The organism is Amycolatopsis sp. NPDC051061, assembly GCF_040682935.1.
GTDB lineage: Bacteria > Actinomycetota > Actinomycetes > Mycobacteriales > Pseudonocardiaceae > Amycolatopsis.
Window position 1 is genome coordinate 1 of record NZ_JBFBBZ010000032.1, and the last position, 20,863, is coordinate 20,863.

Consider the following 20,863-nt stretch of genomic DNA (forward strand, 5'->3'; position numbering starts at 1 on the left):
GCCTGGTCCTGCTTCCGCCGCCGACGACAACACCAAGCCCGCCTCAGCCATTACAAACGACGCGGCTACCCACTCACCTGAATGCCGTTGCAGTACTAGGGCTCAGGCGTCGGGAACTAGTCCCACAGGACCAGCGAAAGACACCACGACAAGGCGACGCCGGCACCGGACGGCACTCATACGGTGCAGACATGAGACGAATGCCCCTTCTGCCACTCACCGCCATTGTGCTGGCCGCGTTGGCCGGCCCCTCGAGCGCAGCCTCCGGCCAGCACCGGCCGGAAAACGCGTTGCGTCATGTTCTTCAGCAAGACGCCGACTCGGTGGTCGAAGCCGGCTCACCCGGCATCCTCGCCCAGTTGAGCACCGGTGACGGATCGATCAAGATCCGCAGTGGCTACGGTGACGTGGCACAACGCAGCCCGGTGCCGTGGAGCGCACAGTTCCGCATCGCCAGCTTCAGCAAGACGTTCGTGGCCACCACCCTGCTCCAGCTCGTCGGAGAAGGCCGGCTGAGTCTGGACGACTCGGTGGACAAATGGCTGCCCGGCCGGGTTTCCGGCAACGGCAACGACGGCTCCAAGATCACCGTCCGCCAGCTCCTCCAGCACACCAGCGGTCTCCCGGACTACATGCTGGGCCTGCTGCCCATCTTCACCGAGCCGGGCTTCCGGCAACACCGGTTCGACGCCCACAACTCTGACGAACTCGTTGCGCTCGCGATGCGGTACCCACCCACGTTCGCACCGGGAACGGACTGGCGGTACTCCAACACCAACTACGTCCTGGCCGGCATGATCATCACCAAGGTGACCGGCCGCGACTGGCGGGCTGAAGTGCACGACCGGATCATCGACCGGCTGCACTTGGACCACACTTTCATCCCGGGTGCGAGGACCCGGCTGCCGAACCCGCATGCCATCGGATACCAGCGGTTCCCCGACGACCCGGAGTCGGCGAACCCGTTTTTCGGTGCTTTCGTCGACGTCACCGAGCTCAACCCGTCGTTTGCGGACGCGGCCGGGGAAATCATCAGCACCACCGACGACGGCAACCGTTTCCTCCGGGCTCTCATCGGCGGCAGACTGCTGGCGTCCGCTCAGCTCAAAGAGATGCAGAACACCGTACCGGCGCCCGAACTCGCCGGTGCGTGGCCAGGCGCCCGCTACGGGCTCGGTCTGCTTTGGACGCCCAACTCTTGCGGAGGGGCCTGGGCCCACGCGGGCGATATCCAGGGATTCCAGACTCGCAACGGCGTCAGCCCCGACGGCAAGCGCAGCGTAATGGTCTCCCTCAACACCGACTCGGTCATCCCGAAGGACTCCTCGACCATCCCGTCCTCGCCGGTGGACCCGTCGGCCAAGCTCATCGATCACGCGCTTTGCGGCGTGAAGTAAGGCTTCGGTGAAACACTGCGTGGCCGGACGGGATCATGCATCCCGTCCGGCCACGCAGATCCCGCTACACCTGAGGGTGTCCGTTGGCGCTGGTTTCGGCCACCGCCTGCTTGACGTCCCAGTGTTCGACGACCTTGCCGGCGTCGTCGAACCGAAGGGTGTCTTCTTCGACCGTTCCCCGATCTTCCGGGTTGAGCTTGAACAGCCCCTGCGTAACCACCAGGTTTCCCTGCGTGACAATCCTGGTGATGTCGAGGGAGGCGTCCGGGAACTGCTTGACCACCGGCTCGAGCGTGGTGATCACGGCGTCACGACCGTCAGGACCATCGGGGTTGTGCTGGCTGAACGACCGCGCATCGAGGTAGCGTTCGACGGTCGCGCGGACCGTGTGCTGGTTCAGCAGGCCATCGAACACAGCGATCGTGGCCTCGGCGTTGGCCCGCTCGCGAGGCGAGAGGCCCGTTCCGATGGAATAGGTTCCACCGGTCCCCGAGACCAGCCGGCCGAGCAGGACGTTCGGGTTCTTGTTCGTGGAGAACGCCGCATTGGCCACATAAATGTTCCGACCCTGCAAGGCGATGGCCGCGGGGTTCTGCAGCCCGTCGACGGACGTGAGCACCGCGGTGTGGAACCCGTCCTCGCGGACCAGATCCACCTGGTTGGCCGGGTTGAGCGTGGCCAGCAGCTCGTCGCCGATCCCGGTGAACGCGAAGTCGTCGATGCCGGGCAGGTCGCGTGCCCGGACCGCCAAAGCACCCGCGGCACCGTACGACGTGATCGGGATGCGCACGAGGAGCCCCTGGTCGAAGTTCGACACCCACAGCGCGCCGTTGTGCAGCTTCAGGCCGTTGGCGCCGAAGCTCGACACCGGCGCGAGAAGCTGGTCCGTCGCCCACTTCTGGGCCGTTCCTCCGGCCAGCGGCGCACGCCACACGGTCTTGAGCTTGGAGTCGCTGATGTAGGCCTGTCCGCTTCGTTCGTCGATGACGAGTCCGTTGGGCAGGCTGTCGGCCGTCAGGGCGACGATGCGCTCCGCGGTCTTGCCCGGACGCAACCGCCACAGGCCGGTGAGCCCAGCGTCACCCGCGCTGTAGTTGAAGTACAGCGTGCCGTCCGCAGCGCGGGTGATTCCGGTGGTGGCCGGGAACCCCGTCCCCGGGGCGTGGTCACCGCCGGCGGGGCGGGGCAGGGTGGCCAGCACCCGGACCGAACCGTCCTGCGCGATGCGCGCGACCTGGCGGCTCTTGGCGAAGCTGACGTCGGTGCTGCCGTCCGGTTCCACGGTCAGGTTTTCCGGCGTCTGCCCGGCATTGAGGTCGAGCCGGGTCTGGATTCGCGTTTCAGCGATGCGGTAGTTTCCCTGCGCCAAAGGCCCACCCGAAGGGGCGACCTCGTACGAAGACGCCACCGAACCAGCCGAGAGCGCAGCCGTCGCGGATAGGGCCAGCACCGGCGCCAGAAAGAGACGGGCTCGAAGTCTTGTCATGAGTTTCTTCTCCATCGGGGTGCAAGGGGAGCGGTTGAGCTCGGATGCCTTGCTTCACGAATTCACGTTACGTGCGACCCGATAGTTACTGTCAAGGCAGGCTACTGAGTCCCGGGTAACCGCGCCGCACTCGCTCGCCGCGATGAGAAAGGACGCTATTCCCACTGGGAAGCGCGTTGATTCGCGGTTCAATAGAAAGCGCGACCACCCCGTCGTACGGCCAGGCGCCGTGCGAAGTCCGCCCGATCGATAAGCCGGAGTCCGGCGAGGATGAGCCCGATAACACCGAACACCACCACACTGAGTATGGCGCCGTCAACGCTGAATGCCATCCCGGAGTCTTGAACGGCGGCCGGCGTTGATTGCGGCGCCGGCCGTCGGAATGGAGCCTATCGGTGGCCACAAGGACGGCTCGGCCTCGGCGGACACCGAGTCCGGCGTGCCACCCGCCGCGCCGGACGAGCTCCCCAGCGGTGGCGCGCGAACTCCACCACGGTGTCCCGGCAGAAGATCCTCGACGAGATCTCGCTCTACCGGTTCACCGCCTCGGCCCGCCTGTACTGGGAAAGCTTCGCCCACTTCCGGGACAAGGTCACCGCACCGTCCGGGCTGTCGATCTACCCGCGCGACATCACCCGCCCGTCGCGACGGGAAGCCGAGCGGCGCTTCACCGACCCTGCGCTGGTTCGAGGAAATGCCCCGAGGCGGCCACTTCGCCACCCTGGAGCAGCCGGAGTCACCGATCGAGCAGGTGCGGGGGTTCTTCCGCCTCTTCCGCTGGGCGAACAAAGCACGGCGACAGCTGCATTGCGGGCGAGAAGCAGACAGATCTCGCAGCGAAAATCGAACCTTCTGTCAGAAATCTTCGACTCGCAAGCAGGCCGTCATCGGGGCGGCCTCGGCCCGGTGAAGCCAGTTATCGGATATTGTCGCCGGCCGCGATTGTCTTGTCCCCAAAGAGGTGCCGGACGTTCGGTGCCCAACCAGGATTGCCGGTCTTGACGAACCGAACCCAGGCCCCATGAGTCTCGTCCGCCAATGCGGTGTCCGGTTCCCCCGGCCCGAGCAGACCGTGCCATCCCCGCAAGGAAGGCAACTCGACCTGGTCGAAGACGAAGGGCAGCTCGACCGCGCCGGCCGTTGTTCTCGGCCGCTACAGCGACGTGCTCGCCTGGAACCCCACCGGACACGCGTTGTTCGCGGGCCACCTCGACCCGCGCAGCCCCGCTCAGCCAGGTCGGCGTCCGAACACCGCACGCCTGGTATTCCTCGACGCCCACGTCCGCGACCTCTACGACGACTGGCCGAAGAAAGCCCGCGACGTGGTGGGGAAGCTGCGTTTCGCCGTCGGCCAGTACCCGAACGACCCGATCCTGGCTTCCCTGATCGGCGAGCTGGTCATGCACAGCAAGGAGTTCACCGCGCTCTGGTCAGAGCACCGGGTCCGAGACTGGGACATCGCGACGCACCGGATGCGCCACCCCCTGGTCGGCCCGGTGGACGTCATCCAGCAGGCGATGCCGCTCCCGAACGGTCGTGGGCAGCGGCTCGTCATCGTCACCACCGAACCGGACTCCCCCTCGCGCGCGGCACTCACCCTCCTGGCTCAGCTCACTACTCCCAGTGCAGAACACCAGCAATCGATCCAGAACTCGGTCGCCGGTCGAACCCACGGACAGTAGCCGCTGTTCCCGGGCCTTCTTGTATCCCACAACGGTGATCCTGGTGCCCGGACGGACACTGCCAGGCTTCCAGACGCTCTTGCCCTACGTCGGACCTGTTCGCGACGGACACGCGCCCGTCGGGGCCAGTCGGAAAGGTCCAGCAGGACGTTCTGCGCCGGGTCGTCCCACGCGAGCACGACGTGGCATCCTCGGCACAGCCCGGTACGGGCCGATGTCGCGCCGGCTCGCCGCCGACCACCGCGGCCGCACCAGCTTCCCCTACCTCGACGTGCCCTTCGCCGAAACCGCGCGCTGCCGTGCCGCGCGCCGGCGAGTTCACTCCTGAGGATGTGCGCGGCTGGTACGGACCGAGCGGGCGCCTCGACGTCTCCGGTGAGCAGATCATCGCCGGCACACGCGCCTCAGCTCGGCGCCCGGGATCAGCACCCACGACTCATCGGGCAGGTACGGCTCCCGGTCAATGAGCACCCAATCGCCGACCGTATTGGCATAGGCCAGGAACACGCCGATCTGACAGTTGTCGATCCGTCCCAGGGTCCCCGAATACCGACGTTGAACACCCGCCGATTTGTTTCCCTTCTTGGCAAACCCGGTCGGGTCGCGATCAGCACGCCGCGCGGATCAGCGAAATGCCCCATCGCGTACACGCGAACCAGATCCCGCGCTTCGTCAGCATCCCGCGGCGACAAATTTAACAACCGCTGAAGCGCCTCGGCTCCGGATCCCCGGAATAATCCGCGATCGTCCAGCCGTTCTTCCGCTCCAGTGGAGCGATCAACCCGCGCACATAATGCCGAGCATGTGCACGCGAATCCGTCCGGTAGAACAACCCGTCAAGACGCGCACATACACCCTGAAACTCCTGATCCCACGCGGCCAGATCTTCCCGAGTCGCACCGCCCGCGACGTCAGCCCGCCCAGCAGAAGGAATGCTCACCCGCAAACCCTCGCACAACCAGCCTAGGCCAGGGTGATCTTGCCGTTCGCGACGGTGACCGTCTTCTTCTCCAGCGCCTGCGACGCCGGGCCGTTCGCGACCGAACCGTCGGCGATCTTGAACTTGCTGCCGTGGCACGGGCAGTTGATGGTGCCGTCCGCGACGGCGTCGACCGTGCAGCCCTGGTGGGTGCAGATCGCCGAGAAGGCCGCGAACGTCCCCGCCGCCGGTTGCGTCACCACCACCTGCTTGTCCGCGTACACCTTGCCGCCCCCGACCGGGACATCGCCGGTCGCGCCCAGCTCGGTCCCGGCCGCCGGCGGCGGCGCCGCGGCGGACGTCCCGGAATTCGAGCCGCCGTAGGTGCTGCAGCCCGCCACCAGCCCGGCGCCCGCCGCGGCGAGCGCGATTCGGCGGGTGATCGCCGGTTCCGTGTCTTCGTCGCGCACGATCGCCCCCTAGAAGGTCAAGCCCGATTGGGTGAAGAACCACAGCGACGCGCTCAGCCAGAGCCCGACGAGCCCGGTGAACACGAGGCCGCCGAGGACCGGGAGCGACCAGCCGGGCGCGCCGTCCCTGCGCAGCAGCAGCATCTTCGCGACGAACGCGCCGTAGAAGAAGCAGCCCAGCAGCGAGTGCAGGAGGACCCGCGTGTCGAACGACTGGAACCCGAGCGCGTAGAGGCAGTGCAGCGCCACCGGGATCGACACGAGGAACGCCAGCCGCCCCGACCAGCGGTGCACCGGCGCGATCCACGCGGGTGCGTTCCGGCCGAGCTTGCCGTACATCACCAGCGCCGAGAGCAGCTGGACGATCGCCAGCACGACGACGACCGTCGCGAGCCACGCCTTCACCGACTGCGCGCTGGAGAACCCGGCGATGTTCACCGCGACGCCGGTCGGCGTGTGCAGGCTGCCGTAGACGCCGAGCACCACCGAGACGACGGCGCCGGCGACGAGTGGCACGAGGAGCGCGACCCCAGCGCGATTACCCGCCGTGGTCATCAGAAGTCACCGTTCCCGGCCAGGCCGCTGACCGGCTCGGCGGTCACGGGCGCGCCGTCGACGGTCGCCGTCGCGGCCGCCGGGTCGAGCGTGGGAGCGGCCGCCGAGTCCTCGTCCGTCGTGAGGATGCCGACCTGGCTGCCGTCGGGCTGCACGATCCAGCCGACCTTGGACGTCTTGCCCTTCACCTTCGGCGCCGCGCGGTAAAGCCCCGCGGGCTTCTTCGCCGGAGGTGCGCTGAACTGCCAGGTCTTGCCGGCCGCCGTCACGGTGCCGGTGACCGACGCGGCGTCGAAACTGCCCGTCAGGCTCGCGTTCTTCGCCCCTTTGAGGTCCAGCTTCCCGCCGACCGTCACGCCCTGCAGCCAGGCTTCGACCTTCTTGCCGTCGCAGAGGTACGCGATGGCGTGGCCGTCACGCACCGACACCGCGACGGACGCGCCGCCGCCGGTGACGCGCCCCGCGTAGTCCGCCCGTGCGGGCGCGTCCGCCTTCGGCGCTTCGGCTTTCGGCGCCGCGGAGGTCGTCGGTGGCGACGAACTCGCCGCGTTGGCGGCGTTGGCGGCCCCGGCGACCGGCGCGACGCCGGTCCCCGTCGCCAGGTTGACGATCCCGATCCCGCCGGCGAGCACGACACCGGCGAGCAGCGTGAACAACGGCCCCGGATGTTTCATGGTCTTCCCCGCATTCCCCTATCCCACCACCGTGCCCATAACACGGAAGTCGGGGCGAAACGGCTCAACGCTACCCGCGGAAAAGAGGTATCGCTTAGCCCCTGCAACCGGTTGGGCGTGGTTGACTGGCGGCATGCTGCCCTGGGACGGCGACCTCGCCGGCCGGCTCGACCGGCACACCGTCGAATCCGCGCTGCTGCGGGACAACCCGCTCGGCGACCCGCACGAACGGCCGCTGTGGGTCTACGTCCCGCCGGGCTACGACGACGGCTCCGAGCGGTACCCCGTGGTGTACGTCATCCAGGGCTACACCGGGCACCTGTCGATGTGGGCCAACCGCACGCCGTTCCGGCAGCCGTTCGTGGAGACGGCGGACGCGGTGTTCGCCGCCGGCGCGCCGGGCTGCGTCGTGGTGTACGTCGACGCGTGGACCGCGTACGGCGGCTCGCAGTTCGTCGACTCGCCCGGGACGGGCCGCTACCACTCGTACCTGTGCGACGAGATCGTGCCGTGGGTCGACGCGCACTACCGGACGATCGCGGACCGCGAGTCCCGCGCGATCGCGGGCAAGTCGTCCGGCGGGTTCGGTGCGATGATCACGCCGATGCTGCGCCCCGACCTGTTCGGCGCCCTGGCGACGCACGCGGGCGACTCGCTGTACGAGCTGTGCTACGTCCCGGATTTCGGCAAGGCGGTCCGCGCCCTGCGTGGCTACGACCAGGACATCCAGGCGTGGTGGGCGGACTTCCGCGCGCGGCCGGCGTTCACCGACCCCGTGGACGCCACGCTGCTGCAGCTGCTCGGGGTGTCGGCGTGCTTCTCGGCGCGCCCGGACGGGACGCCGGAGCTGCCGTTCGACCCGGCGACGGGCGTGCTGCGGCCGGAAGTGTGGCAGCGCTGGCTCGACTGGGACCCGGTCCGCATGGTGCCCGGCCGCGCTTCGGCGGTCCGGTCGTGGCGGGCGGTGTGGATCGACGCGGGCACGAGCGACGAGTACTTCCTCGACGTCGGCGCGGAGGCGTTCCGGGCGGAGGTGGTCAAGGCGGGGCTGCCGGAAGATCGCATCCACTTCGAGCTGTTCGAGGCCGGTCACGCCGCGATCGACTACCGGTACCCGTTGTCCTTGGCCTGGCTGGCCGGAAAGCTGGCCCGGTGAACGTCACCGAAACCGACCTCGCCCGGCCCGACGGGCGCACCCTGCACGTCTACGACACCGGCGCCCCCGCGCGCCTCACCGTCCTCTGGCACCACGGCACGCCCAACCTCGGCGCCCCGCCCGGACCACTCCTGCCGCTCTCCGAAACGCTCGGCGTCCGGTGGATCTCCTACGACCGGCCCGGCTACGGCTCCTCCACTCCCCGGCCCGACCGGACCGTCGGGGACGCCGCCGGGTGCGCGGCCGCCGTCGCCGATGCGCTCGGGGTCGACCGCTTCGCCGTCATGGGTCACTCCGGGGGATGCTCGCCCGCCCTCGCCACCGCCGCCTTGCTCCCCGAACGCGTCCGAGCGGTCGCGATCCTCGCTGCCATCGCGCCCTTCGAGGCCGATGGCTGGTTCGACGGCATGGCCGCCGCCAGCGCCGCCGCCCTGCGCGCCGCCGCCGAAGGACGGGCCGCCAAGGAAAAGTACGAAGCCGCCGCCGAGTTCGATCCCGAGGTCTTCACCGACGCCGACTTCGCCGCCCTCAACGGGTCGTGGTCCTGGCTCAACGACGTCGTCCGGCCCGCGCTCGGGGCCGTCGGCCTGATCGACGACGACCTCTCCGCCGTCAAGCCCTGGGGCTGCGACCTCGCCGCCATCACCGCGCCGGTCCTGCTGGTGCACGGCGAGGACGACCGGATGATCCCCGCCACGCACAGCGAGTGGCTCGCCTCGCGGATCCCCGGCGCCGAACTCCGGCTCACCCCCGGCGACGGCCACATCTCCGTGCTGGACCACGCGACCGACGCCCTCACCTGGCTCGCCGGTCAGGACAGCAGCGCCAGCGAAGCGACCACCGGCGCCAGGTAGATCACCGGAAACGCGAGGTGCCCGTACGAGCGGGCTCGGGCCACGGTCACGACGGCGCCGAGGAAGTACAGCACCAGCCCGATCGCCGCGGCGACGCCGATCGGCGGCACGAACAGGCCGACGACCAGGCCTGCCGCGCCGGCCGCCTTCGCCGCGCCCAGCCACGGCCACCACGCCTCCGGCACGCCGTAGGAGGTGATCGGTTCGACGACCCACTTCGCCCGGGTGAAGACCGAGACGGCCGAGAACGCGACGAAGGCGGCGGCGAAGAGGGTGACGATCAGGTACGCGGTGGACATCGGAACTCCTCCGGAGGCTCGCGGACGCCGGGTTCCGGGTCCGTCACCCCCACGACTCCGTCCACCGGGCCGATGTGACCGGCCGTGACGGCCGTCACAAATCGAGCCGCAGCACGGGCTCCCCGTCGTCGATTTCCCCGGTCGGGACGAACCCGAACTTCCGGTAGAAGGCGCCCGGGCCGTCGTCGTCCGGCTGATGGCTCGTGAGCAGCTCGGTCCCGCCGACGGCCCGCACCAGCGAGACGACCTCCACCAGCACCGCGCGGCCGATCCCGCGGCCCTGGTACCGCCCGTCGACGAGCAGCCGCCACAGGTAGTACGGCCCGAGGACGCCGGGGCGCCCGGGCGGGACGTCCCAGCTGAGCATCACGAAGCCGACCGGCTCGTCGCCGACGTAGACGGCCCGGTACCAGGGCTCGCCCTCGGGCGTCGTCGCGGCGTCCTCCAGCGACTTCGCCACCGACGCCACGAACCGCTCCTGACCCGGGTGGACGCGCAGGGCGCACACCGCGTCCCGGTTGTCACCGGTGATCTCGACCAGACGCACGGATGTGGTCACAACGCTCCTGTCGGTTTCGGTACGCGGACCTCATCGGGCGTCCGATCCGGCCGCAGACCGCGCCACGACGTGTGGCGCAGCCGCAGATCCGGCGTGACACGGCGGTGGACGACCTCACCGACCAGGTCCGGCTCGACCCAGTGCGCGCCCCGGGCGCGGTCGCGCGGCACTTCCGTCGCGAACGGGCACGCCGTGCGCGCCAGCGGCGTGAGGACGTCGCGGAGGTGATCGAGCGCGTCGTCGGAGAACCCGGTGCCGACGTCACCGATGTAGACGAGCGCGCCGTCGTCGTCGTACCCGCCGAGCAGCAGCGCGCCGAGCGTGCCCGCGCGACGGCCGGCACCGGTCCGCCAGCCGCCGACGACCACCTCGCGCGTCTGGGTCAGCGCGCGTTTCGTCCACAACGGCGAACGGGCGCCCGGCAGGTACGGCGCGTCCAGCCGCTTCGCGACGACCCCCTCGATGCCGTGCTGGGCCGCGGTCGCCAGCAGCTGGTCCGGCGCGATGTCGGCGCGGGTGTACCAGGGCGGCACGACGAGCCGGCCGTCGGCGGGCCGGACCAGCTCCGCGAGCAGCTCGCGGCGCTGCGCGTAGGGCCGGTCCAGCAGCGACTCCGCGCCGATCCGCAGCAGGTCGAAGGCGAAGTAGACGACCGGGACCTCGGCCCGCAGCTTCGCCGTCGGCTCGTGCATGGCGCGGCGCTGCATCAGCTCGAACTCGGGGCGGCCGGCCGCGTTCAGCGCGACGACTTCGCCGTCGAGCACCGCCGGGTGACCGCCGAGCGCGGGCGCGAAGACGTCCTGCAGCTCCGGGTAGCGGTGAGTGTGATCGCTGCCGCTGCGGCTGGTGATCCGGGCCTCGCCGGAGTCGGCGACGCGCGCGCAGCCCCGGAAGCCGTCCCACTTCCACTCGTAGCCGTGGTGGTCGTCGTCCGGGAGGGACCCGTCGACGGCCAGCATCGGCGCCACCGCGTCCGGCATCGACCCCATCGCTCCAGTGCGGAGGATCGACCGCGGGCGCGTCACCCCGCCGGCAGCAACGGCAGGAGCTCCTGGTGCCTCCCGGCGCGGCGCAGCACGGGTGTACCGGGCCCGTCCGGCTCCAGGTCCCCCGCGCGCAACGCGGCCAGGAACCGCACGATCGCGCGCGACGGCGGCAGGATGTCGGACCCGCCGAGGTAGGCCAGCACGATCATCTCCTCCCCGCACGCCGCCTCGACCGCGACGGCCCAGCCGTGCACCTCGTCCCACAGCAGCGCCACGTCACGGTGGGGGAACCGGCGCAGCCGCCAGTCCACCGCGACGTAGGCCGACACCGGGACGTCCACGTCCACGGTGCAGGACTCGAGGCCGAAGCCGAGCGCCCCGGCCACCTCGCCGAGGTACGCGCGCAGGCCGCGCTGGAACTAGAACTCGAGATCGGTGTCGATCAGGACGGACACCCGTTTCCCTTCTTCCCGGAGCCCGGCCGCGCACCCTGCCCGGCCGGTCGAAGCGGATCAGCCGACCGCCGCCAGCGCGTCGGCCCGATCCCGGTAGCAGGAGAAGCCGGTGACCCCGGTCCCCCGCAGCACCCGCCACACCGCCGGTGTGCACACCACCCACGCGACCGGGACGGCCGCTTCGTCGGCGCGCCGCTGCACCCGCCGCAGCGCCCGGAGGCCGGCGCCGGAGCAGAAGGTCACCCCGCCGAGGTCGACGACGAGCGGGCCGCCGGTCCTCAGCGCGGTTTCCGCACATTCGACAAGAATGGCGACGGTCGCGAGATCAATGTCGCCCACCACCGCGACGAGCGTGCTTCGATCGCCGGGGAACGTGGTCGCGACCGAGAACGGTTCGCACAACGCACCCGACGAAGACCGGCCGAAGGCTCGCGAAAGCCGCGGCGGTTTCTGGATCCTCATGACCGGCTCCGGCGGCTCAAGATGATGGTTTACGCGTAGACCGTACCCAGTTCGTCCAGCTTGGTGCACAAGGGAATCAACGTCGACCGGCGGGGCTGTGCACCGACACGGCCGTCTGCACGTGCAGCGGTCCACAGGGGATGATCGAATCGCCTGGTCGGGCCCGCCGTTCCGCAATTTCGGCGGCCGCATCGGCTGCCACCTCCGGACGCGGTGTGGTTTCCCCGCGGAATTGCGAATTCCGAAATTCAGCCGAACGCAGGAATCGGAACGCGCGTCCGGTCCAGTTCGGCGAAGAGGTCACCGAGGTCGTCGACGCGGTCGAGGACCTCGTCGGCGGTGAACCTCAGGTGCGAGACGTGCCGGCAGGCGCGCACCTCGTCCCACGTGACCGGGGTCGACACCGTCGGCTCGTCGCGCCCGCGCAGCGAGTACGGCGCCACCGTCGTCTTGAACGGGTTGTTCTGGCTCCAGTCGATGAAGACCTTGCCCGGCCGCAGCGTCTTCGTCATCCGCGCGACGACGAGGTCCGGCGTCTCGGCCGCGAGCCGCTCGGCGAGCGCCTTCGCGTACTGCGACGTCTCGCCGGCGTCCGTCGTCACGACGCCCGCGTAGAGCTGCATGCCCTTGGAGCCGCTGGTCTTCGCCACCGGGGTGAGCCCGTCGGCGGCGAGCACGTCGTGCAGGCGCTCGGCGACGCGGCAGCAGTCGACGACCGTCGCGCCGGGTCCGGGGTCGAGGTCGAAGACGAGCCGGTCCGGCGTGCTCCGCTCGTCCTCGGCGTCGACGGTCCACTGGTGGACGTGCAGTTCGAGCGCGGCGAGGTTCGCCGCCCAGACGAGCTCCGGCAGGTCGTTGATCAGCGGGTAGGCCACGATTTCGTGGTCCTTGCCGCGGCCGCCGACGGCGAGGCGGGCGGTGCGGACCCAGTCGGGCGCGTGCCGGGAGACGTCCTTCTCGAAGAACGAGCCGCCGGCGACGCCGTCGGGGAATCGCACGAAGGTCATGGCGCGGTCGCGGATGTGCGGCAGGAGCAGCGGCGCGATGCGCGTGTAGTAGTCGAGGACCTCGCCCTTGGTGAAGCCGTGGCGCGGGTAGAGCACCTTCTCGAGATTCGAGAGCGTCAGCTGCCGCTCGCCCACGCGCACCGTGATCCGGCTCCCCGCCACGCCGTCACGCTATCACCCATGGTTATGATACGACCGTATCAACACTGGGAGGGGAACCATGAAGTTCGACGTGCTGCAGATCCTGGGGGCGGTCCTGACGGTGGTGGGCGCCCAGGGCGCGATCCGGCTGCTGATCGACCACGCGAACGTCGGCCTGCCGGCGTGGCTGGGGGCGGGGTTCACTCTGACCTTGGCCGGCTACCTGGTGGCCACGGCGGCCGGGATCGTGCTCGCCGGGTGGGCACACGATCGCGCCAAGGCCCTCGGACGGCGGAAGTAGCCATGGTCATGCGCGAAGGACAGGCTGGACCGAAAAGGGCCGGTAGCCGACGAGCTCCGGCAGGTCGTGATGGTCGAACCGGCCGGCTGGCACGTGCCAGCGCACCAGGCGCGTCCGGGCACCCTTCTCGTGCTGGAACGCCACCGTCGACGGGGTCTCCCAGAACGGCGCCGATGGGACCGCCGTGCTCAGCTCGCAGCCGTCGGGCACCGGGTGCTCCTCCGGCGCCTCCGCACCGGCGTCGAGCAGCCAGGCCGAGTGCCCCGGGTAGTCGAACGCGATGAGCCGCACCCCACCCGGCACCAGCTCGTACGGCCGGTCCGCGGGGACCGCGATCCGGGTGCCGTCCGGGGTGTGCAGGAACGCATCCCCGGCGCCGCGCTCCAGCGCCGCGCCCGAAAGCGGGTCGATCTGCCAGAGGTCGGGGGCGAGCGGCTCGGGCGGGGAGCCGGGGCGCCAGCGGAACGTCTGCCGGCCGTCGGTGTAGTACAGCGCGCCGTCGAACACCCCGATCGCGCGCCGGGTCAGCTCGGGCGACTCGGGCAGGCTCGCCACTTCGCCGGTGGTGACGTCCAGCAGGTGCGGCCGGTCCCACGACCGGCGCCCGACGTGCAGCTCGACGCCGCCGAGGTACCGGCCGTCGGCGCTGCGGACCGGGCGCGTGCCGAGGTCGGCCGGCAGCGGCTCGGCGGAGCCGTCCCACCGCACCAGCGTGCCCGGGCCACCCGAGGTCGCCACGGCGATCCCGGTGAGCGTCTCGCAGGCGTGGTAGCGGTACTGGTGCGGGACGTGGCCGAGCACGACCGGGCCGTCCAGGCGCCACACCACGACGTCGCCGTTGCCGGCCACAACCCCCGCCCGCGGCGGCGCCCCCTCGAACGTCACCGGGTTCGCCGCGCGAGGCGGCCGGGACGCGGGCACGGGCACCACGACCTGTTCCGGTTCGCGTCGGGGCAGCGCGACGATCCCGCCCACGACCCGCTGGACCAGCCCGGTGGCGGTGGCGTGGGCGAGCAGGCCGGGGAGCTCGCCCGGCGCGACGAGCAGCCGCTCGGCGAGATCGCCGAGCGGAGCGGGATCACCCCACGCGGCGACGCTGGTGAGGTCCGCGACGACCCACGCGTACCGCGCACGATCGGCGGCCTGCCCGACCAGCGCCGCGAGCCGGTCGGGCAGCTCGAGGCGCTCGGCCGCGGGCGGTGGGTGCTCGGCCAGCCGGTGGCCGTCGCCCTCGAGGGCCAGCACCCCGGCCGCGACCAGCAGCGCGACCGCGTCCCGCGGCGACCCGGGTGGCGCGACGCCGAGCTGCGCGCAGATCGACTCGTCGGGCGGGTCGCCGCGCAGGGGTTCGTCGAGCCAGGTGTCCGGCTGGGGCGGCCCGTACCCGGCGGCGCGCCACGCGACGTCCATGACGGCGTGACCGAGCACCTCCCGCCAGCCCGAATCCGGCGCGGAGACGGCCGGGCGGGTCCGCCGCACCCACCGGGGCGAGCCCGGCTCGGCGGCCGGCCAGAACTGCATGAGCCAGACGTCGCCCTCTTCGCCGTCGACGGCCGCGCGGCGGGCCACCCGGGCCCGGAACAGCCCCCGCCGGCCGAGGTCCAGGCCGTCGTCGTGCCCGCCGCCGGTGAGCAGCTCCAAGGCGATCCGGCCGCCGCGGCTGCGAAACGGCGTCTCGACGACGTCCTCCCACTCGTCGGCCACGAAAGCCGGCGGCGCGTCGTGCGCCTCGAGCCGCACGGCCTGGAACGGGTCCCCGGCGTGGCCGTGCACCCAGCCGTCGCCGGCGGTGGCGACCGTGCCGGACAACGCGTCGGTCCCGAACTCGGCCAGCACCACGTTTTCCAGTGGTGCCAGCCCGTCGGCGGCGTAGCGGTCGCGGACCACGACCGTCCCGTAGTCGGGCAGGTACTCGTCTTCTTCGTAGACCCCCAGCAAAGTCACCCGACGACCGTAGCGGTCGGCAGCGCGGCCAGGGCCTTTTCGATGGCTTCCACGATTTCGAGCGGCGTGTGGCTCAGCGGATCGCGCAGCCGGCGTCCGGGCGTCCACCGGGTCGTGCGGCGGAATGCCGCAGCCCGTCCGGGGTCGATCGAGCTGATCGCCGCCAGAACCGCCTGGTACGCCTCGACGTCGTCGACGATCGTGGCGAGGTCGCTGTCCAGCCCCAACCCGGTCCGTGTGCGGCGCGGGCGTGGGTGGCTCTCCGTCCACGTGTGGGTCCCGCTGCCCACCTCGTGGTCCGCGCCGGACGGGAGGCACACGAGCGCCCGGGTGTTGGGCGGCACCACGATTTCGAAGCGCACCAGGTCGCCCGAGCGGGACCAGCCCGCCGACGCCCGTCCGTACGGCGTCTCGTGCCACGCCGAGGCGTCGTCGAGCGCGTCGAGCAGGACCGGGGCGATCCGGATGCGCCGGTAGCCGGGCTCGGCGGGTGCGAGACCGGCCACGCACCGGTGCAGCCAGTCCGCGACCGCGCCGAGGGCGTAGTGGTTGAACGACGTCATCTGCCCGGGGTTGATCGAGCCGTCCTCCAGCATCGAGTCCCAGCGCTCCCAGATCGTGGTCGCGCCCATCGTCACCGGGTACAGCCACGACGGGCACTCGGTCTGGACCAAGAGCCGCGAAGCCGCGTCCGCGTGGCCGGTCGCCGTGAGTGCGTCGCAGATGATCGGCGTGCCGACGAAACCCGTGGCGATGTGGTAGCCGTACGCCCGGACGAGGTGCCGCAGCCGCTCCCCCGTCGCGGCTTTCTGTTCGCCCTCCACGAGACCGAACACGATCGCGAGGGCGTAGGCCGTCGGCGCGTCCGACATCATCCGGCCCCGCGGCGTGAGGTACGTGCCGCGGAACGCGCCGGCGATCTTCGCCGCGAGGTCGCCGTACCGGCGTGCGTCTTCCTCGCGACCCAGCAGCCTGGCGGCCTGCGCGGTGAGCTCGGCCGAGCGGTAGTAGTAGGCCGTGGCGACCAACCCGGCGTCGGTCTTGGCCTGGCCGGGCTGGTCCGGCGGGGCGTCGGGGTCGAGCCAATCACCGAACTGGACCCCGCCCTCCCACAGCAGGTCCGTCCGATCCGTCACCGTGTCCACCCACGCCGCCATGGCGTCGAAGCACGCCACCAGCGCGTCTCGGTCGCCGAAGCGTTCCCGCAGGACGGTGGGCACGACGGTGATCGCGTCGCCCCAGGCGGCGACCGGCTCGGACTGCCCGGGTACCTGGGGAATGACGGCAGGCACGACCATCGGGACGACACCGTTCGCCGCGCGTTGTTCGGCCATCACGTCTTCCAGCCAGGAGCGCAAGAACGCGTCGCAGTCGTAGAGGAACGACGCCGTCGGGGCGAAGACCTGGATGTCGCCGGTCCACCCGAGGCGCTCGTCGCGCTGGGGGCAGTCGGTCGGGATCGACAGGAAGTTCCCGCGCATCCCCCAGACCACGTTGTCGTGGAACTGCCGCAGCAGCGGGTGCGAGGTGGTGAACCCGCCGGTGCGCGGCAGGTCCGTGTGGACGACCGCGGCCGAGACCGACGCGGGTGAGAACTCGCCGGGCCAGTTCCCGATTTCGACGTACCGGAAGCCGTGGAACGTCCAACGGGGTTCCCACGTCTCTTCGCCCTCGCCGCTGAGGGTGTACCGATCCGTCGCCGCGGCGTTGCGCAGCGGCCTGGTACCGAGTTCGCCGTGCTCCAGAACTTCGGCGTGGCGCAAGGTGATGGTGTGCCCGCGTGGTCCCGTGACGGTGAGCCTGACCCACCCGACGAGGTTCTGGCCGAAGTCGAGCACCGTCTTGCCCGACGGCGTGGTGAGCACCTCCGCGACTTCGCGGCGCTCGATCACGCGCACCGGCGGGCTCGAGCGGGGTTCCGGCCGCACGTCCGGGACGTCGACCAGCACGACCGGGCTCCAGGAGTCGCCGGTGCGCCGCGCGTCGTACGTCTCGCCCTGGTAGATGCTCGCCGCGACGACCGGGCCGGGTGACCACCGCCAGCGCTCGTCGGTGGTCACCGTGGTGCGGGTGCCGTCCTCGTACTCGATCACCAGCTGCGCCGCCGCGGCGGGATTGCCTTCGTAGAACCGGCGTGCGGCGTCGCGGAACCCGAAGTCCTCGGTGTACCAACCGCCGGCCAGCTCGATGCCGAGAGTGTTGGTGCCCTGGCGCAGATGCCCGGTCACGTCGTCGACGTCGTACAGCAGCCGCCACTGGTAGCTCGTCCAGCCGGGTTTCAGCACCGCGTCGTCGACCGCCTCGCCGTTGAGGCGGACGTCGTAGGCGCCGAAAGCCGTCGCGTAGAGGGTTGCCCGGCGCACGCCACCGTGGACCTCGAAGGTGGTCCGCAGCAGGTGGGGTTCGTCCGAACCGGGCCCGACGAACCGCGCGCACCACTCCTCCGGACCGAGGAAGCCCGCCGTCACATCGGCCGGTGCGCTCCACGGCGAAGCCGAGCCGTCGACCCCTCGGACCCGCACGCGGACGGTAGCCGTTTCCCGCACCCGCAAGGGAATGAACGGCCACTCGACGAAGACCGACTCGCCCCCGTCGATCGACGCCGTGACCCGCGCGTCCGCGGTGACGAGCTCGACCTCGGCGCTCGCCTGGAGCCAGTTTCCGGCCGGTGACAACGTCTTCCACGACAGCCTAGGAGTCGCAGTGCTCACGAAGGGTTCCCCGGAACCGATGCGGGGAGCTTGGACGGTGACGATCGCGTCACTCGTCATCAAAGAGCCTCCTTGGTGAGGGCGGTGGTCCGGGCGGGAGACCGCGTCGCGGCGGTGCGCCGGCGGCGAAGGATGACCGTGCCGACGCCTCCCGACGCCAAGGCGAACGCGGCCAGCAGGAGGTAAAGACCCTTCGGGCTCCACGCGATCAGCGCGGGTGTGACGAGCGCGAAGCCGGCGGCGATGAACCGGGCGATCGCGATCGTGAAGCCCTGCACGGTCGCGCGGGCGTTGACCGGGAACGACTCCTGCGTCCAGATCTTGTACAGCGCCTCGCCGATGAACGGGAAGGCGACGTTGTAGAGCACCAAGGCGGCGATCATCGCCGGCAGCACGACACCGCCCGTGACGGCGATGAGCAGCTGACAGGCGACGAAGACGACCACGCCGAGGGCGAAGAACCGGCTGCGCCACTTCGTGTCCGCGATGCGGGTGAACACGATCGTGCCGACCAGCCCGATCAGGGTGGTCCCGAACGACAGGCCGGTGGCCGTCGTTTGGGTCGTGCCACCGACCGTGACGAGGAAGTAGGTCTTGAAGGAGCCGAAAGTGTTCGCCACGAGGGTGAAGAACAGGTAGAAGAGCGCCGTGAGGGCGATCAGGACCAGCGAGGTCCGGTCGCGGAGCAGGCCGGCCAGCGGCACGGCCTCGGCGGGGTCGACGCCCGCCGTCGTGTGCCGTTCCAGCGCTTCTTCCTCGAGCCGCCGGAACGGCGGGTAGAACGCGCGGAACGCGAACGTCGCGACGGCGAGCACCGCGAGCAGGCCGAAGATCATGCTGATGCCGGGAACGCCCAGACCGGAGACGGCGAAGCCCAGAAGGGTCGCCACCACGACGCCGACCGTCCACATGACGTGGGTGAAGGCGACGAGCCGGCCCTGGGTGCCCTCCGGCGCGCGCTCGGTGAGCACCGCCAGCGACGTCGGCAGGTCGGCGCCGGCGGCCACGCCGAGCACGATCACGCCGGCCACCAGCACGGACGCGTTCGGGGCCAGCGCGATGGCCGCGGCCGCGGCCGCATACAGCAGGATCGTCATCGAGAACATCCGGCCGCGGCCCACCAGGTCGGCCAGCCGCCCGCCGGCCAGCGCGCCGACCGCGATGAACAGGGTCAAAGCCGAGCCCAGCACCCCGACGGTCCAGACGTCGAGGTCGAACGCCTTCTTCCACAGCGCCAGGCCGAGGCCGACGGAGATGATCGCACCCGAATCGAGCAGCGATGCCATGCCCGCGGCGATGGCGAGCATCCAGTGTCTGCGGTCCAGCGTGGCGGCGGTCTTCTCGGCCATGAGGTCTCCTTCTTCGTCGAAGCAGCACACCACCGTTGGTTACACGTTTTACCTCGATGGCGGAGGGCATCACATCACACGACCTCCTATCACCGTCAAGACCGCTCGCAGGGTGCGGTAAAACGATTTAATAACGCGATGCGCGCCGCCGCACTGGCGAGGCGATCACTGCCGGACGGTCGAGGCCCGCACGACCAGCTCGGGCGAGAACTCGATCTGCGGCCGGGGCAGGGCGGCACCGTCGTGGCCGGCGAGCGCGTCGATCTCGGCGAAGAGCAGGTCGGCCGCCGCGGTGCCCAGCTCCGCGTGAGGCGTCCGGACGGAGGTGAGCGGCACGATCGTCGACCGGGCGAACTCGATGTCGTCGTAGCCGACCACGGCGATGTCGGCCGGCACGCTGACCACCTTCGACGACACGAAGGCCTGCACCACCCCGATGGCCAGCAGGTCGTTGGCGCAGAACAACGCGTCCGGCCGCGCCGCGGGCGGCCTCCTCGCGATCGAGTCCGCACAGGCGATACCGGCCTCGACCGACCGCTCGGGCACCGGGAGGACTTCCAGCGTGACCCCGGGAGCCGAATGCACCGCCGACAGGGCGCCGTTGAGCCGGTCGGCCACCTGCTTCAGTTCCAGGGACGACGAGACGAACCCGATGCGCTTGCGGCCCTGCTCGATCAGGTGGGTCGCGGCCAGCTTGCCGCCGGCGACGTGGTCGATCGACACGGACGCCTGCTCGGGCGATTCGGCGTGGCGTGCACTGAGGACACTCGCGATGCCGAAGGACCGCATCCGGGCCAGCTCCGCCTCGACGTTGCCGACCGGGGCGATGATGACCCCGCTCACCAGCTGCTTGGCGAACAGCTGCAGGTAACTGCGCTCACGCTGCTCGGATCCGGTGTCGTTGGCCATCAGCATGTACATGCCCTCGGCCGACACCCGTTTCTCGATCGCCGCGGCGATCTCCGGGGTGGTGGCCCCGGCGAGCTCGAAGGCGATGTAGCCGATGACCGGGCTCACGCCGGTGCGGAGGGTCCGGGCGGCGTCGTTCGGCACGAACCCGAGCGCGTCGACGGCCTGCTGGATCCGCAGCCTCGTTCCATCGGAGAGCTTTCGCGGCTTGTGGAAGTAGTTCGACACCGATGCCGGCGACACCCGCGCCAGCTCGGCGACGTCGCGAATCGTGACCCTGTTCAGCCGACTGTTCCTCTCGCGACGCCGTGGACCTCTCCGGTTCATGTTAGTGCAGACGCGTGAACGCCCGCCGCCGCGCTGACCAGGGCGGATGCCCGGGTGCGCGTCCGGTATCGGACAAACGCTTGCCCATCGTCGCGGCGGGTACCGAAGATTTGCTCCTGGCCCGCGTCCCCTCGGCCGCCGTACCACCCCCGCAGTCCTCCGCTCGAAGAGGAGAGAGGCACTTGAATTGAAACGATTCACCACCGCGAGACTCCGCCGC

General features: G+C 70.6%; 19 protein-coding genes and 2 pseudogenes. 6 read left to right on the plus strand and 15 right to left on the minus strand.

Translation table 11 applies throughout. The features are described 5' to 3' along the window. The first annotated feature begins 191 nt into the window (after positions 1-191). On the plus strand, positions 192-1,397 hold the full coding sequence (locus tag AB0N03_RS34715) for a serine hydrolase domain-containing protein (protein WP_364380789.1): 1,206 nt from the start codon (positions 192-194) through the stop codon (positions 1,395-1,397). Between the two features lie 64 nt (positions 1,398-1,461). Here the strand turns inward: AB0N03_RS34715 and AB0N03_RS34720 are convergent, their stop codons facing one another. Continuing rightward, a complete protein-coding gene (locus AB0N03_RS34720; RefSeq protein ID WP_364380792.1) occupies positions 1,462-2,883 on the minus strand; it encodes a nuclear transport factor 2 family protein in 1,422 nt (473 codons plus the stop codon). 495 nt (positions 2,884-3,378) lie between these two features. On the opposite strand from AB0N03_RS34720, the pseudogene AB0N03_RS34725 reads away from it, so the two are divergent. Both AB0N03_RS34725 and AB0N03_RS34730 read left to right on the plus strand, forming a co-directional pair. Continuing rightward, positions 3,379-3,661 (plus strand): annotated as a pseudogene (locus AB0N03_RS34725) (epoxide hydrolase); the annotation flags it as partial. Positions 3,662-3,926: 265 nt separating this feature from the next. Continuing rightward, a complete protein-coding gene (locus AB0N03_RS34730; RefSeq protein WP_364380795.1) occupies positions 3,927-4,565 on the plus strand; it encodes a transcriptional regulator in 639 nt (212 codons plus the stop codon). 429 nt (positions 4,566-4,994) lie between these two features. On the opposite strand, the pseudogene AB0N03_RS34735 reads toward AB0N03_RS34730, so the two are convergent. The 4 genes and pseudogenes from AB0N03_RS34735 to AB0N03_RS34750 form a co-directional block, all read right to left on the minus strand. After that, positions 4,995-5,397: pseudogene (locus AB0N03_RS34735) on the minus strand (transposase); the annotation flags it as partial. A gap of 131 nt (positions 5,398-5,528) precedes the next feature. Next, positions 5,529-5,954, minus strand: a complete 426-nt coding sequence (locus AB0N03_RS34740; RefSeq protein ID WP_364380798.1) for a Rieske (2Fe-2S) protein — start codon at positions 5,952-5,954, stop codon at positions 5,529-5,531. A 9-nt stretch (positions 5,955-5,963) separates the two neighbouring features. Then, positions 5,964-6,509, minus strand: a complete 546-nt coding sequence (locus AB0N03_RS34745; protein WP_364380801.1) for a DUF6529 family protein — start codon at positions 6,507-6,509, stop codon at positions 5,964-5,966. Then, the gene (locus tag AB0N03_RS34750) at positions 6,509-7,183 is read right to left on the minus strand and encodes a hypothetical protein (protein ID WP_364380804.1); all 675 of its coding nucleotides are present in this window, start codon (positions 7,181-7,183) and stop codon (positions 6,509-6,511) included. The genes AB0N03_RS34745 and AB0N03_RS34750 overlap by 1 nt, the downstream gene beginning before the upstream one ends. A gap of 133 nt (positions 7,184-7,316) precedes the next feature. On the opposite strand from AB0N03_RS34750, the gene AB0N03_RS34755 reads away from it, so the two are divergent. Further along, positions 7,317-8,339, plus strand: coding sequence for an alpha/beta hydrolase-fold protein (locus tag AB0N03_RS34755; protein WP_364380807.1), 1,023 nt, complete (start codon positions 7,317-7,319; stop codon positions 8,337-8,339). Next, positions 8,336-9,193, plus strand: a complete 858-nt coding sequence (locus tag AB0N03_RS34760; RefSeq protein ID WP_364380810.1) for an alpha/beta hydrolase — start codon at positions 8,336-8,338, stop codon at positions 9,191-9,193. The genes AB0N03_RS34755 and AB0N03_RS34760 overlap by 4 nt, the downstream gene beginning before the upstream one ends. On the opposite strand, the gene AB0N03_RS34765 is transcribed toward AB0N03_RS34760, so the two are convergent. From AB0N03_RS34765 to ligD (AB0N03_RS34790), 6 genes are all read right to left on the minus strand, one after another. Further along, positions 9,151-9,492, minus strand: coding sequence for a DoxX family protein (locus AB0N03_RS34765; protein WP_364380813.1), 342 nt, complete (start codon positions 9,490-9,492; stop codon positions 9,151-9,153). The two genes, AB0N03_RS34760 and AB0N03_RS34765, sit on opposite strands and share 43 nt — an antisense overlap. A gap of 94 nt (positions 9,493-9,586) precedes the next feature. Then, complete coding sequence (locus tag AB0N03_RS34770) at positions 9,587-10,051, minus strand: GNAT family N-acetyltransferase (RefSeq protein ID WP_364380816.1); 465 nt, start codon at positions 10,049-10,051, stop codon at positions 9,587-9,589. Then, a complete protein-coding gene (gene ligD, locus AB0N03_RS34775; protein WP_364380819.1) occupies positions 10,048-11,040 on the minus strand; it encodes a non-homologous end-joining DNA ligase in 993 nt (330 codons plus the stop codon). Before ligD (AB0N03_RS34775) ends, AB0N03_RS34770 begins: the two co-directional genes overlap by 4 nt. A gap of 32 nt (positions 11,041-11,072) precedes the next feature. Further along, positions 11,073-11,444, minus strand: coding sequence for a DUF6292 family protein (locus tag AB0N03_RS34780; protein ID WP_364381073.1), 372 nt, complete (start codon positions 11,442-11,444; stop codon positions 11,073-11,075). A 105-nt stretch (positions 11,445-11,549) separates the two neighbouring features. Then, complete coding sequence (locus AB0N03_RS34785) at positions 11,550-11,954, minus strand: STAS domain-containing protein (protein ID WP_364380822.1); 405 nt, start codon at positions 11,952-11,954, stop codon at positions 11,550-11,552. A 248-nt stretch (positions 11,955-12,202) separates the two neighbouring features. Beyond that, positions 12,203-13,123, minus strand: a complete 921-nt coding sequence (gene ligD / locus AB0N03_RS34790; protein ID WP_364380825.1) for a non-homologous end-joining DNA ligase — start codon at positions 13,121-13,123, stop codon at positions 12,203-12,205. Positions 13,124-13,181: 58 nt separating this feature from the next. On the opposite strand from ligD (AB0N03_RS34790), the gene AB0N03_RS34795 reads away from it, so the two are divergent. Then, complete coding sequence (locus tag AB0N03_RS34795; protein WP_364380828.1) at positions 13,182-13,403, plus strand: hypothetical protein; 222 nt, start codon at positions 13,182-13,184, stop codon at positions 13,401-13,403. 6 nt (positions 13,404-13,409) lie between these two features. Here the strand turns inward: AB0N03_RS34795 and AB0N03_RS34800 are convergent, their stop codons facing one another. The 4 genes from AB0N03_RS34800 to AB0N03_RS34815 all read right to left on the minus strand — a co-directional run bounded on the left by AB0N03_RS34800 (position 13,410) and on the right by AB0N03_RS34815 (position 20,643). Beyond that, complete coding sequence (locus AB0N03_RS34800; RefSeq protein WP_364380831.1) at positions 13,410-15,347, minus strand: hypothetical protein; 1,938 nt, start codon at positions 15,345-15,347, stop codon at positions 13,410-13,412. Continuing rightward, complete coding sequence (locus AB0N03_RS34805) at positions 15,344-18,058, minus strand: family 78 glycoside hydrolase catalytic domain (RefSeq protein WP_364380834.1); 2,715 nt, start codon at positions 18,056-18,058, stop codon at positions 15,344-15,346. The genes AB0N03_RS34800 and AB0N03_RS34805 overlap by 4 nt, the downstream gene beginning before the upstream one ends. 59 nt (positions 18,059-18,117) lie before the next feature. Then, on the minus strand, positions 18,118-19,407 hold the full coding sequence (locus AB0N03_RS34810) for an MFS transporter (RefSeq protein WP_364380837.1): 1,290 nt from the start codon (positions 19,405-19,407) through the stop codon (positions 18,118-18,120). Between the two features lie 165 nt (positions 19,408-19,572). Beyond that, on the minus strand, positions 19,573-20,643 hold the full coding sequence (locus tag AB0N03_RS34815; RefSeq protein ID WP_364380840.1) for a LacI family DNA-binding transcriptional regulator: 1,071 nt from the start codon (positions 20,641-20,643) through the stop codon (positions 19,573-19,575). Between the last annotated feature and the right edge of the window lie 220 nt (positions 20,644-20,863).